Genomic DNA, 14,276 nt, shown 5'->3' with positions numbered 1-14,276 from the left:
ATTAATGGGGGGTATTAACCCCTCACATTAATTTGATAAAAATTATCACACCATTAACTAATTTAAAATTTAACTAAGATATTACATAAAGAAAATTTTTATTTTTTTGTTGAACATGTATTAATGCCAAATAAGGCATATAATGGGCAGAAACCAAAAGCAGCTGTTAATATTGGTACAAGTCCTATTAATCCCAAAAATCTTAGGTTACTATTAATTAAAAACAACAGACTCAACAAAGCTATTCCTATTATATATCTGATTATTTTATCAATTTTTCCAACATTTTTCATTTTTATAACCTCCTCCATTTATTTTTCCTATCTTGATATCTATTATACAAGACTATACAATTTAATTCAGTGACAAAGTCACATTTCTGCAATTCTTTTTAATTTTTCTTCATTTTTTATGATAATTTTTCCTCGTAAAAGTGTAACAATATTTTCTTTTTCGAAGTCTTTAAGTATTCTACTGATTACTTCTCTTGCGGTACCCAATTCTGCGGCGATTTTTTCATGGGTAATTTCCAAGTTTCCTTTTTGCCCATTTTCAGCTGATTTTTTTAATATAAATTTAGCCAATCTTAAGTTTACATTTTTAAATACAATTTCATCAATTAACAATATAACTTCTTGAAACCTTGTAGATACAGTATTAAAAATGAATTGTTGGAATGATGGCTCTGTAAAAAATAAATCATTATAAAATGAAACTGGAATAAGACCAACTAAAACTTCTTGTTCAGCTTCAGCAGTTGCAGGATAAGGTGTATTACTCATAATAGACGCTACATTTAAGACACAGGTTTCGCCATCGTAAAGTCTGTAGAGAGTTATTTCCTTTCCTTCAGGAGAAAGTTTATATACTCTTACTACTCCATTTATAACAAAAACTATGTCGGTACAGTGATCACCTTCTTCTAAAAGTTTTTCTCCATTTTTCAACTTGATAATTTTGATGATTTTCATAAAATTGTCTAACTTATTTTTATCCTTTAGGTTTTTAATAAAAGGGAATTTATTTTTGATTTCATGGATTAAGCCATCGTCAATCATTTTCTTACCTCCCAGTTAATTTTATAATGCTTAAATGGTGATAAAAAGGTGCAGTAAAGCGTATTAAAAATCTTTTACTGCACTTTTTAATTTATTTATTTCTTTTCTAAAGTATAAATACATTGTAGTTCCTTCAAAAGCCCATTGGATAGCTGTTACAAACCATACATATACAACTCCTAATTTTAAGATGTAAATGACTACGTACATAAGAGGAAGTCTTATAAACCAGCTGGATATTGTAGAGATAATAAAGGGAGTCTTTGTATTTCCACTTCCTTTAAGGCCTCCTCCATAAACCATACCAACTGCCATAAAAGGCTGTTCAATGGAGGCTATCATAAGGCAAAGGATGCCGACAGCTATTACGTCAGCATCTTTTATAAAAGCTCTTATAAAGAGATGGGGTATTGCCAGAAATAGTATAGACATTGTACCCATAATTGCTACAGCAAATAATGCCGAAATATTTGTATACCTTTTTGCACTGTCATATTTTTTAGCTCCTACCATTTGTCCTGCCATTGTGGTTGCAGCGACTGCAAAACCCCATCCTGGCATAAAGGATATAGATTCAATCGTAGTTGCAATTTGATTTGCTGCAAAAGCTACTGTCCCAAGGTGCATTATCATGAATATTGAAATAAGTCGACTTATGTCAAAGGCAGCTTCTTGAAGAGAAGCAGGGAAAGCAAGTTTCAGTATATCTACAATTATTTGCCTGTCAAAGTTCACTATATCACGAAGCTCGATATTTAATATTTTTTGGTTGAAGTAATATAACATTATAAATATAAAGCCAGTAATTTGTGCTATAGTAGTAGCAATTGCAGACCCTTTTGCACCTAAAGGAGGGAAGCCAAATCTTCCAAATATCAAAATCCAGTCCAGTAAAATATTAATAAATATGACTATACTTGCTCCTATCATAGGCGTTTTTGTATTTCCTTGAGCTCTTAAAATTGCGTTTAATACATTCATAAGCATATTAAAGAAAATGCCTATTGATGCAATTTTTATAAATATCCTTCCTAAGACAAGCACATTACCAGTAGCGCCAGCTATTATTAAAAAATTTTCTGCAAAGGTAAAAAGTATTAAAGAAATGAAAATAGCAAAAATAAATCCTAAAAAAATTCCTTGAGATGCGTATTTTTCAGCAGATTCAAAATCTTTCGCTCCTATACTACGGGCGACATAAGAAGTTATTCCTATGGAGATTCCCATTGCTATAAAAATGTTAGAGAAGGTATATATAATTTCTGATGCAAGGCCTACAACGCTGACACTGTCTTTACCGCCAAATTGTCCCACCATCATTGTATCTATTACCCACACTACCATGTATAATAGCATTTCTCCAACTGCAGGTAATGCTAAATTAAGTATTTCTTTTATTTCTTTTTTAGTTGCCATGTAACACCTCCTGTTTGTTGAGGAATTGGCGGAGTTTATACATCCATTATTTTACATTAGTTCCTTTTTTAAATTCATATATTGCATTCTTCAAAAATTTCACTTTTTAATTGCTAATAGTATTATAGCACAAAAGGGAAAATTTACAGTAACTAAGACTTATACTTAAGGAGAAGGGAAGAGGGACCTGTCTGAAAAATAAGAAAATGAAAAAATATTGTAACAAGGACTTGTTTAACAATATGATATAATATATATATGATTTACGATAGGAAGTAGTAAATGCCAAGGAAAGCACTAAAATAGAGCAAAACGGGAATTTACCACATGATGCTAAGAGGAATTAATCACGAAACCATATTTCAAAGTGATGGTGATTATATTAAGGAATAATGTTGAAATAATATGATGGAGGTGGGTTAATTGACAACAATTTATTTTATTCGTCATGCAGAATCAGACTATACAGAGCACAATGATGAGTTAAGACCTCTTACAAATAAAGGCTTAATCGATAGACAACTTGTCACAGCTTATTTGATGGATAAAGATATTAAAATTATTTTATCAAGTCCATATAAACGAGCAGTTGATACTTTGGTAGATTTTGCTAATAAAGTTAACCTACCAGTAATTACTGTTCCGGATTTTAGAGAACGCAAGGTTGATAGTGAATGGATTGATGATTTTGATTCTTTTGCGAGACAGCAATGGCAAGATTTTAATTTTAAATTATCAGATGGTGAAAGTTTATCAGAGGTACAGCAACGAGGCATTGCAGCACTGAAAAAAGTTTTAGAGAATTATAAAAACCAAAATATTGCAATAGGGACTCATGGTACTATATTGAGTACTATTATCAATTTTTATGATAAATCATTTGGATATAATGAATTTAATGAAATCAAACATGTTATGCCGTGGATTGTAAAGTTTAAGTTTAATGGCGACAAATGTATAGAGATCGAAAAAATTAATATTTTTTAAATATAAATATAAATAAACATACTGTGGTTTACTTTATGTATCAGAAATTAATATGGGAGGTATAATTCCATGATGAATAAATTTTTACAGCAATTCATACTTTTGTTTTTGGTAATGTTTATTTTTTGCGGATGTGGCAATATTAGCAGTTATCAGAAAGAAATATACAATGACAATGCTAAAATAATAAATGAAGGAGATAGTTATACATTTTTAAATAGGGTAGGAGATATAAAAGATAACAACTTAAAAATAGTATACAGTGGTTTTTATGGAATGGAGACTATTTGGGAAGTAGAATCTGAGGGGAATTGGACAGTAACGATTAAATTTGATTCAAAAGTAGATAAAGGCAAATTCAAATTGGTATTTATTACACCTGAAAATAAAGTAATAAATGTTTTTGAACAAAGCGGAAAAGGTGAAAAAACTATACAAACTGAAAAAGGTAAAAGCAGGATAAAAATTGTAGGTAATAATGCAAAAGGACAGATTGAAATAAATATTAAGACTTCCGGGTATGCTATGCTAAAGAAAATTCAAAACATTTTTTAAAATACAAACTATGATTTGTCAACATATCATATCATGCTAAAATAATATTGAGGTGACTTATATTGGAGCATTTTATTATAGTAGAAAAGATTTTGTTGAACATTGGAATTATTTTATTGGGATATTTATTTAAAAGATTAAAAATCATACCAGATAACGCTGGAGATGTACTAAGTAAAATAGTTTTATATATTACACTACCTGCTACAATATTAATAGTTTTTTCTGAGCATACTATTAATTTGCATTTATTAATTTTGCCTATTATAAGTATTCTTTTAGGTTTACTTACTTTTTTATTAGGTTATTTTATTGTAAAAAAAGTTAAATTGGATGATAAAGATAAATGGACTTTATTAATTTCTATATTTGGGTATAATATTGGTTTATTTGCTTTGCCTTTTATACAGCAGGTGTATGGAAGTAAAGGAGTAATGACTATTTCAATGTTTGATATAGGCAATTCTTTTATTGTTTTTGGACTTGCTTATGCTGTAGCATTTTTAGGCTCTGATAAGGAGAATTTTAATTTAAAAAAAGTAATAAGAAAAATAATTTTTTTCTTTCCACTTGATATATATTTATTGTCACTCTTGATGAATTTTTTAAATATTAAGTTAGGAGGAATTGTTAAAGATTTTATTTATCAGCTCTCTATACCTAACAGTTTTCTTGCTTTATTTACAATAGGTTACTTTTTAGATTTTAACTTAAATAAAGATGAATTAAAAGCTTTGGGTATAGGTATGTTTGTAAAATTTTTGCCTGGTATCATTTTATTTTTATTATTGGCATTTTTATTTGATACAAGCCAATTGATTGTAAAAATTATTGCAATTGGTTCTATACTCCCAACTCCAATGGTGGCTGTAGTATATTCCAATGAAAGGGGACTTAATCCCAAACTAGCTTCTGTTTTTATAACGATGTCAATAGTTATTGGAGTTATATTAATGAGTATTGTTATGCTAAAATGGTAAAATTAATTAAATATCATTTATTTATTTTTTTAATGTAAAGTATTTTAGGCTTTTCTAGAAAACTTCTGCAACTTTTTCTATTTTTAAGTTTGTCTAGTGCATCCATTGAAAGCCCTCCTTTTCATTTGATTTGCTAATGTTATTATAACATAGATATTGACATAATTAAGCCAATGAAACCTTTAATGAAAAACTTTTATTTACCTCTTCACTTTATCAGTTCAATTTGATAAAATATGTACTATACATAAAAAAGATATAAAGGGGGATGCATTGTGAAGAGTATACGGATATACGACACAACATTAAGAGATGGAGTTCAAGGACAAGGTATATCTTTTACTGTGGAAGATAAATTAAAGATAGTTAAGGTTCTTGATGAGTTTGGTGTAACCTATATTGAGGCAGGTAATCCTGGGTCTAACCCTAAAGATATTGAATTTTTTGAAAGAGTTAAAAATATTAAGTTAAAAAATGCTAAATTAATCGCTTTTGGCAGCACAAGAAGAGCGAATACAACTACCGATGAGGATGCTAATGTGATTTCCCTTTTAAATACTGACACAGAGGTAGTAACTATTTTTGGCAAGTCATGGGATTTTCAAGTTACAGAAATTTTGAAAACTGCTTTAGAAGAAAACTTAAAAATGATTTATGATACAGTAAAATTTTTTAAAGACAAAGGTAAGTCAGTTATATTTGATGCAGAGCATTTTTTTGATGGCTACAAACAAAATTCAGAGTATGCTTTAAAGACATTAGAAGTAGCATTAGAAGCGGGTGCAGACAGTGTATGCTTGTGTGATACAAAAGGCGGAGCTTTTCCTATGGAGGTTTATGAAATAACAAAAACTGTTGTGGATAAGTTTAATACAGAAGTAGGAATACACTGTCATAATGATAACGGAATGGCTGTCGCAGATTCTATAATGGCAGTACAAGCAGGGGCAATACAAGTACAAGGTACAATAAACGGTTATGGTGAAAGATGTGGCAATGCGAATTTATGTACCTTGATACCGAATTTGCAATTACTTATGGGATATAAATGTGTTCCTGATGAAAATCTGAAACAATTGACTCATTTAGCCAGATTTGTAAGTGAAATTGCAAATATCACTCACGATGAAAGAGCACCTTATGTGGGGAAAAACGCATTTGCCCATAAAGCAGGGATGCATGCTGATGCTGTAAATAAAAATACTTACTCTTATGAACTGATTGATCCTTCTTTAGTGGGAAATAGCAGAACCTTTTTGATTTCTGAAGTTGCCGGAAGAGGGGCAGTTTTAAATGCTATAAACGAGATGGACCCGACAATCACAAAAGATTCACCTGAAACAAAATTAATTCTCGACAAATTAAAAGAAATGGAGTATTTGGGGTATCAATATGAAAATGCAGGAGGCTCTTTAGAACTTTTGATAAGAAAAATCCTTGGAAGATACAAACCGGCCTTTAATTTAAAAGAATTTAAAGTTATTGTAAATGAACCCTCTGTTAATAGTGTTAATTCTTTTGCAATTATAAAGGTGGAAGTAGATGGAGTGGAAGAAATAGCTGCTGCAGATGGAGACGGTCCAGTGCATGCTCTTGATAATGCTGTAAGAAGAGTATTGGAGAGATTTTACCCACAGATAAAAGAGATGAGGTTGACAGATTATAAAGTGAGGGTTTTGGATTCTAATTCAGCAACTGCTGCTAAAGTAAGAGTTATAATAGAGTCGACAGACGGAAAGGATTCTTGGAGCACAATTGGGGTTTCTACAGATATTATTGAGGCCAGTTGGAGAGCCCTTGTTGATTCAATAGAGTACAAACTTAACAAAGAAAGTTAATTCAAAAGCGGAGAAATTGACATGAATTGTCATTAATGTTAAAGTAAAAATGAACATGTCAATTTCTCTTTTTTTGAAAGGAGAAATTTGAATGATAATAAGTACAAGCAGGAGAACGGATATTCCGGCTTTTTACAGCGATTGGTTTTTTAAAAGAATTGAGGAAGGCTATGTTTTGGTGAGGAATCCTTTTAATTTTCATCAAATCAGTAAAATTTCTTTGAAGAAAGATGCAGTAGATGGTATTGTGTTTTGGACAAAAAATCCAGAGAAAATGATACCAAAATTGCATTTAATAGAGGACTATACCTATTATTTTCAATTTACTTTAAATCCTTATGATAAAAAAGTAGAGAGGAATGTGTCAGAAAAATCACATATAATTGAAGTTTTTAAAAAGCTGTCTATCAAAATAGGGAAAGAGAGGGTAATTTGGCGTTATGACCCTATTATTTTAACTCCCGAATTTGATATAGAATACCATATAAAAAGCTTTAAGGAAATAATGTCTAAACTTTATGGCTACACTTCAAAATGTATCATCAGTTTTGTGACCTTTTATCCTAAAGTGCGTAAGAATTTAGAAAAGATAGGGGCTTATGAGATAAATAAAGAACAAAAGTTAGAAATTGCATATAGATTTTATGAAATAGCGAAAGAGCACTCAATTAAACTTGATATTTGTGCTGAAAAAATGGATTTATCACCATATGGTATAGAACATGCAAGATGTATAGACCCGGATTTAATAGGGGAACTTTCAGGGAAAAAACTTGGTGTGGGAAAAGATAAAAATCAGAGGAAGCTTTGTGGTTGTGCTGAAAGCGTTGATGTTGGTACTTATGATACTTGTTTGCATGGTTGTATTTATTGCTATGCAAACAGCAATATAAGTTCTATAAAAGAAAATGTAAAGCAATATGATGTGAATTCTCCACTGTTGTGTAGCAAATTGGCTGAAAATGATGTAATAAAAGAAAGGGGAATTAAATCTTACGCTATTAGCCAAACTTCAATTTTTGATAAATGAAAAATATGTATATGTGAAAAACTTATTTATTTTAATGGTTGTATTATTAAAGGGATAGTTTTTGACCATCCCTTATTTTTGTGCATAAAGCTCAATTATTTTTATTATAACTTCGACTGCTTTTTCCATTGCATATGTCGGTATAAATTCATATTTACCGTGAAAATTATGCCCTCCTGTGAATAAATTAGGTGTTGGAAGCCCCATATAGCTTAATCTTGCTCCATCAGTGCCTCCTCTTATAGGCACTATTTTAGGTTCCACTCCTACTAATTTCATTGCTTCTAATGCTGTATCAACTATGTGCATATGCTTTTCAATTATTTCTCTCATATTGTAATACTGGTCTTTAAGTTCAAGCTCTATTGTGCCTTCACCGTATTTTTTATTTAATGTTTCTACAATGCTTTTTAGGTATTCTTTTTTATCTAAAAAAATTTGTTTATCAAAATCTCTGATAATATAATACATTTTAGTTTGTTCTACATTGCCTGCAAAATTGTTTAAATGATAAAAGCCTTCATATCCTTCAGTATGTGCAGGAGTTTCATGTTCAGGTAACATATTTTGGAGTTCTATTCCAATCAAAATGGAGTTTTTCATTTTTCCTTTTGCGGTTCCTGGATGCACATTTCTGCCATTAATTTTGATTTTAGCACTGGCAGCATTGAAATTTTCGTATTCTATTTCTCCAATTCCACCACCATCTACAGTATAAGCAAAATCACAGGCGAATTTTTTTACGTCAAATTTATCTACGCCCCTACCAATTTCTTCATCAGGTGTGAAGGCGACTTTTATATTGCCATGCTTTATTTCAGGATTATTTATTAAATATTCCATAGCTGTTATTATTTCTGCAATTCCTGCTTTATCATCAGCACCCAAAAGAGTTGTTCCGTCTGTGGTAATTAAAGTTTTCCCTATGTAATTTTTGAGCTCTGGAAATTCAGCAAGAGATAAAACTATATTCATTTCCTTGTTTAGTATTATGTCTTTACCGTCATAATTTTCTACTATTTGTGGATTTACATCTTTACCGCACATGTCAGGACTTGTGTCCATATGAGCTATAAATCCTATTGTAGGAAGTTCTTTGTCAGTATTTGAAGGAAGTAAAGCCGTGACATAACCGTTTCCATCAACATTTACCTCTTTTAAGCCTAAACTTTCTAACTCTTTTACTAATTCTTTTGCAAATATTAACTGGCCTTCAGTGCTGGGATAGGTTGATGAATTTTCATCTGATGTTGTATGATATTTTACATATTTTAAAAATCTTTCTACTACTTTTGACATATAAAAACCTCCATCATTTAAAATTTTTCCCAATGCAAAACTTCAGATAGAGCTTTTTTGTATTTTGGTTTTAGCTTTTCTGCAGGATATCCTAATGATATAATAGAAATCATTCTTAAGCTGTCAGGAATGTTGAGATATTCGTTTATTTCTTTTTCATAGGTTCTGTTATACCCCGCTACCCAACAGGAACCTATGCCGTAGGCAGTAGCTGCGAGTAATATATTTTCTGTTGCTGCTGAACCATCTTCTAAGTGATGTCTGTTATTTTTATCGCAATAGACGATGACACAAGCTCCTGCATCTTTAATAAATTTCCCATATGTAGCTTTTTCTGCTATGAATTTAAGTCTTTCTTTGTCTGTTATAACGACGAAATGCCAGGGCTGTGCGTTATTTCCACTGGGAGCAAGCCTTGCGCAGTCTATTATGTCTTCTAATATTTCTTTTGGAATAGGTTTATCTATATATTTCCTTATACTTCTTCTCTTTTTTAAAGCCTCTAATGCCTCCATAATTTCGCACCTCCTCTTTATATTATATCCCATAAAGTAAAAATTCCAAAAAGATTGACAAAAATTTATTACTGTATAAAAATAAAGCTAAGTAAACTTATACATACTTTTGAAAAACTTGAATAAGATAGATTTATGATATAAAATATGAGTATGTAAATAAAGAATGGAGGTTTACATATGAGGAAATTGATAGGTTTTGATTATTCAAAAGCATTGCAATTTGTAAGTGAAAAAGAAATTGAATATATGGAAAGGCATGCAAAGTTATCTCTTGACATGGTGCTTAATAAAAATGCTCAAGGGAATGACTTTTTAGGATGGGTAAGTCTTCCCAAAGATTATGATAAAGCAGAGTTTGAACGCATTAAAAAAGCAGCAGAGAAGATTCAATCAGATTCTGATGTGCTTGTAGTTATAGGTATAGGTGGGTCTTATTTAGGGGCAAGAGCGGCAATTGAAATGCTTTCCCATTCCTTCTATAATTTGTTGCCAAAAGGTAAGAGGAATACGCCGGAGATTTATTTTGCTGGAAACAGCATAAGTTCTACATATTTAAGTGATTTACTTGAACTTATAGAAGGCAAAGATGTTTCTATAAATGTAATATCTAAATCTGGCACTACCACAGAGCCTGCGATAGCTTTTAGGGTTTTTAGAGATTTCCTTGAGAAAAAATATGGAAAAGAAGGGGCTAAATCGAGAATATATGTGACAACAGATAGAGCGAAAGGAGCTTTAAAAAAATTAGCTGATGAAGAAGGATATGAAACATTTGTAATTCCTGATGATGTTGGAGGAAGATACTCAGTTTTGACAGCAGTAGGCCTTTTGCCAATAGCAGTGGCAGGCATTAGTATAGACGAGATGATGCAGGGTGCTTACGATGCTTCAATGGTTTATACCAAAAATGACCTTAGTGAAAATATAAGCATGCAGTATGCAATTTTGAGAAATATTTTGTACAGAAAGGGCAAAGCTATAGAAATACTTGTAAATTATGAACCGAAACTTCACTATTTTTCCGAATGGTGGAAACAGCTTTTTGGAGAAAGTGAAGGTAAAGACAATAAGGGAATTTATCCTGCTTCAGTAGATTTTACGACAGATTTACATTCAATGGGGCAGTTTATACAAGAGGGAAGCAGAAATATTTTTGAAACAGTTTTAAATGTTGAAAAACCTGTTAAAGATATAGTTATAAATAAAGACAAAGACAATATAGATGGGCTTAACTTTTTAGCAGGAAAAACTATAGATTTTGTCAATAAAAAGGCTTTTGAAGGAACATTATTGGCTCATACAGATGGAAATGTTCCCAACTTCGTGGTAAATATTCCGGAAATATCACCTTATTACTTTGGTAATTTGGTATATTTCTTTGAAGTGGCTTGTGGTATAAGTGGATATATAAATGGGGTCAATCCATTTGACCAGCCAGGAGTAGAGGCTTACAAGAAAAATATGTTTGCACTTTTAGGAAAACCAGGATATGAAAAAGAAAAAGAATTGTTAGAAAAAAGATTGGGAAAATAAATTAAAGGCCGGGCAATTGCGCGGCCTTTTTAAATAGGGGTTGACTTATTTTTTTGTGTACATTAAATTGTAGTATTCTTTTAACATTCTATTAGCTGAGAAAGCTTCATAAGTCGTCCTTATACTTTCTCTCATCATATTTTCCCATTTCGCTTTATCGTTGTAGTAGGTTGGAACTACTTTATTTAAAAGAACGTTATAAAGTGCTTCAAGGTCGTGTTTGTCTAATTCTTCTATGTTGTCAGACTCAAAACCATCCCCAAATTGCCAGCCATTTACTCCGTCTATACAAGCTTCTGGCCACCATCCATCTAAAATACTTAAATTTAGCACTCCGTTCATGGCGGCTTTCATGCCGGAGGTACCACTGGCCTCTAATGGTCTTCTTGGATTGTTTAACCACACATCAGCGCCTCGAGTAAGCATTTTTCCTATTGTCATGTCGTAATCTTCTAGGAATACTACGCTTTCAGGATATTTCTTTGTCATATCTATTAATTTTGCGACAATTTTTTTACCCACGTCATCTAATGGATGACCTTTTCCTGAAAAAACCATTTGAATTTTTTTAGACCTTAAATAATCACCTATGACTTCGTCATTGGTAAATATAAGGTCGCTTCTTTTGTAAGGAGCAGCTCTCCTTGAAAAACCTATCAAAAGCTTGTCAGTGTCTAATTTAACTCCTGTCCTTTGATATACAAAATCAATTAATTCTTGTTTTAAAATATTATGAGTTTGTAGGAGTCCTTCACCTTTGTTGTAGGCTTCTATTATTCTTTTATCTATCCAAGTGTTTCTGTCAATACCATTGGTTATGGAGATTATAGGTGCTTTGTTGTCAACATGTTGCCACATTTTGTTTGCAGTTTGTCCGTGAAGTTTTGAGACACCGTTTGCAATGCGAGAAAGTCTCAAACCTGCGACTGTCATATTAAAAGGAACGCCACCAATTTGGGCCATTTGCTCAATTGAAAGGCCATTGTTTGCGCCCATGTACATGAGAAGTTCTAAATCGTGAGATTCGTTTCCTTCTTTAACAGGGGTATGGGTTGTAAATACTACTTCTTCTCTTGTAGCTTTCCACGCCTCTTCAAAACTCATATTTTGATTTTCCATTTTCTCTCTTATAAGCTCAATGGCTGCTAATACTGCATGCCCTTCGTTAAAATGATAAACATCTACATCAATTCCCAAAGCTCTTAAAGCTCTTACTCCGCCAATGCCTAACACCATTTCCTGTGCGACTCTTTCTTCACCAAACCATCCATAAAGCTGACCTGTTATCCATCTATCTCCATTTTCTGGTATATCTGTGTCAAGCAAATACAAAGGTGCATTGTCAAAGCTGTCTACCAACCATACTTTGCAGTATACATCTTTGTTTCTTATTTTTACTTTTACCTTTACTCCTGTATCCTTTAAAAAGTTGTACTTGCGTGTGTAATTGCGATAGGCATCATAGGGATAACCATCTTCTCCAATATGTTGTTCTGTGTAGCCTTGTTTCCACAGTATACCTATTCCTACTAAAGGCATACCTAATTCTTTTGCAGCTTTTAGATGGTCTCCTGCTAAAATGCCAAGACCACCTGCGTATAGTTTGAAATCTGACTGTAAGCCGTATTCCATGCAGAAATAGGCTACTCTTGGCAATTTTTCATTACTCATATTAAACCTCCTCATTTTTCAAGTGTTAAGTATATTATAATATTAAAAAAATCATTATGCAAGTGGTTGCACAAGTATTAAAAATAAATAAAAATAAGAGATGAGAACATGAAAAACATTCCTTTCTCGAAAATTTGTATTCTTTACAATTATAGTATAGCAAATAACATAAAAAATTTACAGATTTATTTTAAAAAAGTTAAAAGCCTGCAAAATCTTTAGAGAGGGACAAAAAAATTTCTATTGACATAGGAGTTAATCCATAGTATCATATAGCTTAAATAGTTTAACAATTTAATACTTTAAAATCTCTTATCGAGAGTGGTGGAGGGACTGGCCCGATGAAACCCGGCAACCGGCATTTTATATGCGTCTTGGTGCCAATTCCAGCAGCGTTTCGCTGAAAGATGAGAGAGTATTAGTGTCTCTTCTTTTGGCGAAGAGACTTTTTTATTTTTAAAAATGGAGGCGATATAGATGTTGAAAAATGAAAATTTGTGTACTAAACTTAAGAAAAGGAAGTTTGTTGTGACAGCAGAAATTTCTACGCCAAAAGGAGTAGATATAACGAAAACTATTGAAGAAGCGAGAAAATTAAAAGGCATTGTAGATGCCTTAAATATAACGGACTGTCCTATGGCGAATATGCGAATGAGTCCCATAGCAGTAGCTCACCTCTTGCAAGATCATTTAAACATTGAAACTATTTTTCATTTGACCTGTAGAGACAGAAATTTAATTGGGCTTCAGTCTGAACTCCTTGGAGCTTATGCATTAGGGGTAAGAAATATATTAGCTTTGACAGGAGACGACCCCTCCCATGGTGACACTCCTCAAGCCAAGGGGGTATACGATGTAGATTCTATTGGGCTTTTAAAGATTATCAGTGCCTTTAATAGAGGTTATGATTACAATGGCAATAAATTAGATTCACCAACAGAATTTTGTGCAGGTACTACTGCAAATCCAAGTGATTTAAGAGAAGAGGCCATAGAAAAGCTTAAAGTTAAGATAGAAGCAGGGGCAGAGTTTATTCAAACACAGCCAGTTTATGATGAAGATATTTTATTTAAGTTTATTGAAAAGATTAAAAATTTCAATGTACCACTTTTGGTAGGCATATTGCCTCTTAAAAGCTTTAAGATGGCAGTCAATTTAAATGAAAAAGTGCCAGGTATAGATATTCCAGAAAAAGTTTTAGAAAGGCTAAAGGATGGAGGAAGAGAAGAAGGGATAAACATAGCTGTAGAGTTTATAAAACGGATACGCAGTGAAGTTGGGGGAATTCACATTATGCCTTTAGGAAGTACAGATGCTGTGTTGGAAATAATTTCAAGAGTTGATGATTTGGCCTGTGATTTTAAAGAAAATAAAGTACAAATGAATTAAAT

Annotated in this window: 13 protein-coding genes and 1 riboswitch; of the genes, 7 read left to right on the top strand and 6 right to left on the bottom strand. The window is 32.0% G+C overall.

What is annotated here, in order from left to right:
- Positions 1-98 precede the first annotated feature (98 nt).
- The 3 genes from THYS13_RS05200 to THYS13_RS05190 form a co-directional block, all read right to left on the bottom strand.
- Positions 99-293, bottom strand: a complete 195-nt coding sequence (locus THYS13_RS05200; RefSeq protein ID WP_042833453.1) for a DUF2892 domain-containing protein — start codon at positions 291-293, stop codon at positions 99-101.
- 78 nt (positions 294-371) lie between these two features.
- Positions 372-1,058 (bottom strand): Crp/Fnr family transcriptional regulator, encoded by a 687-nt coding sequence (locus THYS13_RS05195; RefSeq protein WP_042833452.1) that lies wholly within the window; start codon positions 1,056-1,058, stop codon positions 372-374.
- 63 nt (positions 1,059-1,121) lie between these two features.
- Complete coding sequence (locus tag THYS13_RS05190) at positions 1,122-2,474, bottom strand: MATE family efflux transporter (RefSeq protein WP_042833451.1); 1,353 nt, start codon at positions 2,472-2,474, stop codon at positions 1,122-1,124.
- Between the two features lie 423 nt (positions 2,475-2,897).
- Here THYS13_RS05190 and THYS13_RS05185 point away from each other — a divergent pair, with 423 nt between their 5' ends.
- The 5 genes from THYS13_RS05185 to THYS13_RS05165 all read left to right on the top strand — a co-directional run bounded on the left by THYS13_RS05185 (position 2,898) and on the right by THYS13_RS05165 (position 7,864).
- Positions 2,898-3,461, top strand: a complete 564-nt coding sequence (locus THYS13_RS05185; RefSeq protein ID WP_042833450.1) for a histidine phosphatase family protein — start codon at positions 2,898-2,900, stop codon at positions 3,459-3,461.
- Positions 3,462-3,530: 69 nt separating this feature from the next.
- The gene (locus tag THYS13_RS05180) at positions 3,531-4,016 is read left to right on the top strand and encodes a hypothetical protein (protein WP_042833448.1); all 486 of its coding nucleotides are present in this window, start codon (positions 3,531-3,533) and stop codon (positions 4,014-4,016) included.
- A 62-nt stretch (positions 4,017-4,078) separates the two neighbouring features.
- Positions 4,079-4,996, top strand: a complete 918-nt coding sequence (locus THYS13_RS05175) for an AEC family transporter (RefSeq protein ID WP_042833447.1) — start codon at positions 4,079-4,081, stop codon at positions 4,994-4,996.
- A gap of 275 nt (positions 4,997-5,271) precedes the next feature.
- Positions 5,272-6,834 carry a citramalate synthase gene (gene cimA / locus THYS13_RS05170; protein ID WP_042833446.1) on the top strand — a complete coding sequence of 521 codons (1,563 nt, stop codon included), beginning with the start codon at positions 5,272-5,274 and terminating at the stop codon, positions 6,832-6,834.
- Between the two features lie 91 nt (positions 6,835-6,925).
- Positions 6,926-7,864, top strand: coding sequence for a DUF1848 domain-containing protein (locus THYS13_RS05165; protein ID WP_042833445.1), 939 nt, complete (start codon positions 6,926-6,928; stop codon positions 7,862-7,864).
- Between the two features lie 72 nt (positions 7,865-7,936).
- Here the strand turns inward: THYS13_RS05165 and pepT are convergent, their stop codons facing one another.
- Positions 7,937-9,163, bottom strand: coding sequence for a peptidase T (gene pepT / locus THYS13_RS05160; RefSeq protein WP_042833444.1), 1,227 nt, complete (start codon positions 9,161-9,163; stop codon positions 7,937-7,939).
- A 17-nt stretch (positions 9,164-9,180) separates the two neighbouring features.
- Positions 9,181-9,678 carry a nitroreductase family protein gene (locus THYS13_RS05155; protein WP_042833443.1) on the bottom strand — a complete coding sequence of 166 codons (498 nt, stop codon included), beginning with the start codon at positions 9,676-9,678 and terminating at the stop codon, positions 9,181-9,183.
- Positions 9,679-9,858: 180 nt separating this feature from the next.
- Between THYS13_RS05155 and THYS13_RS05150 the strand changes: the two genes are divergently transcribed.
- Positions 9,859-11,214, top strand: coding sequence for a glucose-6-phosphate isomerase (locus tag THYS13_RS05150; protein WP_042833442.1), 1,356 nt, complete (start codon positions 9,859-9,861; stop codon positions 11,212-11,214).
- A 45-nt stretch (positions 11,215-11,259) separates the two neighbouring features.
- Here THYS13_RS05150 and glgP read toward each other — a convergent pair whose 3' ends face one another.
- Positions 11,260-12,885, bottom strand: coding sequence for an alpha-glucan family phosphorylase (gene glgP, locus THYS13_RS05145; protein WP_042833441.1), 1,626 nt, complete (start codon positions 12,883-12,885; stop codon positions 11,260-11,262).
- A 309-nt stretch (positions 12,886-13,194) separates the two neighbouring features.
- A riboswitch (SAM riboswitch) is annotated at positions 13,195-13,299 on the top strand.
- 63 nt (positions 13,300-13,362) lie between these two features.
- On the opposite strand from glgP, the gene THYS13_RS05140 reads away from it, so the two are divergent.
- Positions 13,363-14,274, top strand: coding sequence for a methylenetetrahydrofolate reductase (locus THYS13_RS05140; RefSeq protein ID WP_042833440.1), 912 nt, complete (start codon positions 13,363-13,365; stop codon positions 14,272-14,274).
- Positions 14,275-14,276 lie beyond the last annotated feature (2 nt).

The organism is Thermoanaerobacter sp. YS13 (assembly GCF_000806225.2).
Taxonomy (GTDB): Bacteria; Bacillota; Thermoanaerobacteria; order Thermoanaerobacterales; family Thermoanaerobacteraceae; genus Thermoanaerobacter; species Thermoanaerobacter uzonensis.
The sequence above is the reverse complement of the archived record's forward strand: the minus strand, read 5'-3'. Positions and strand labels throughout refer to the sequence as shown.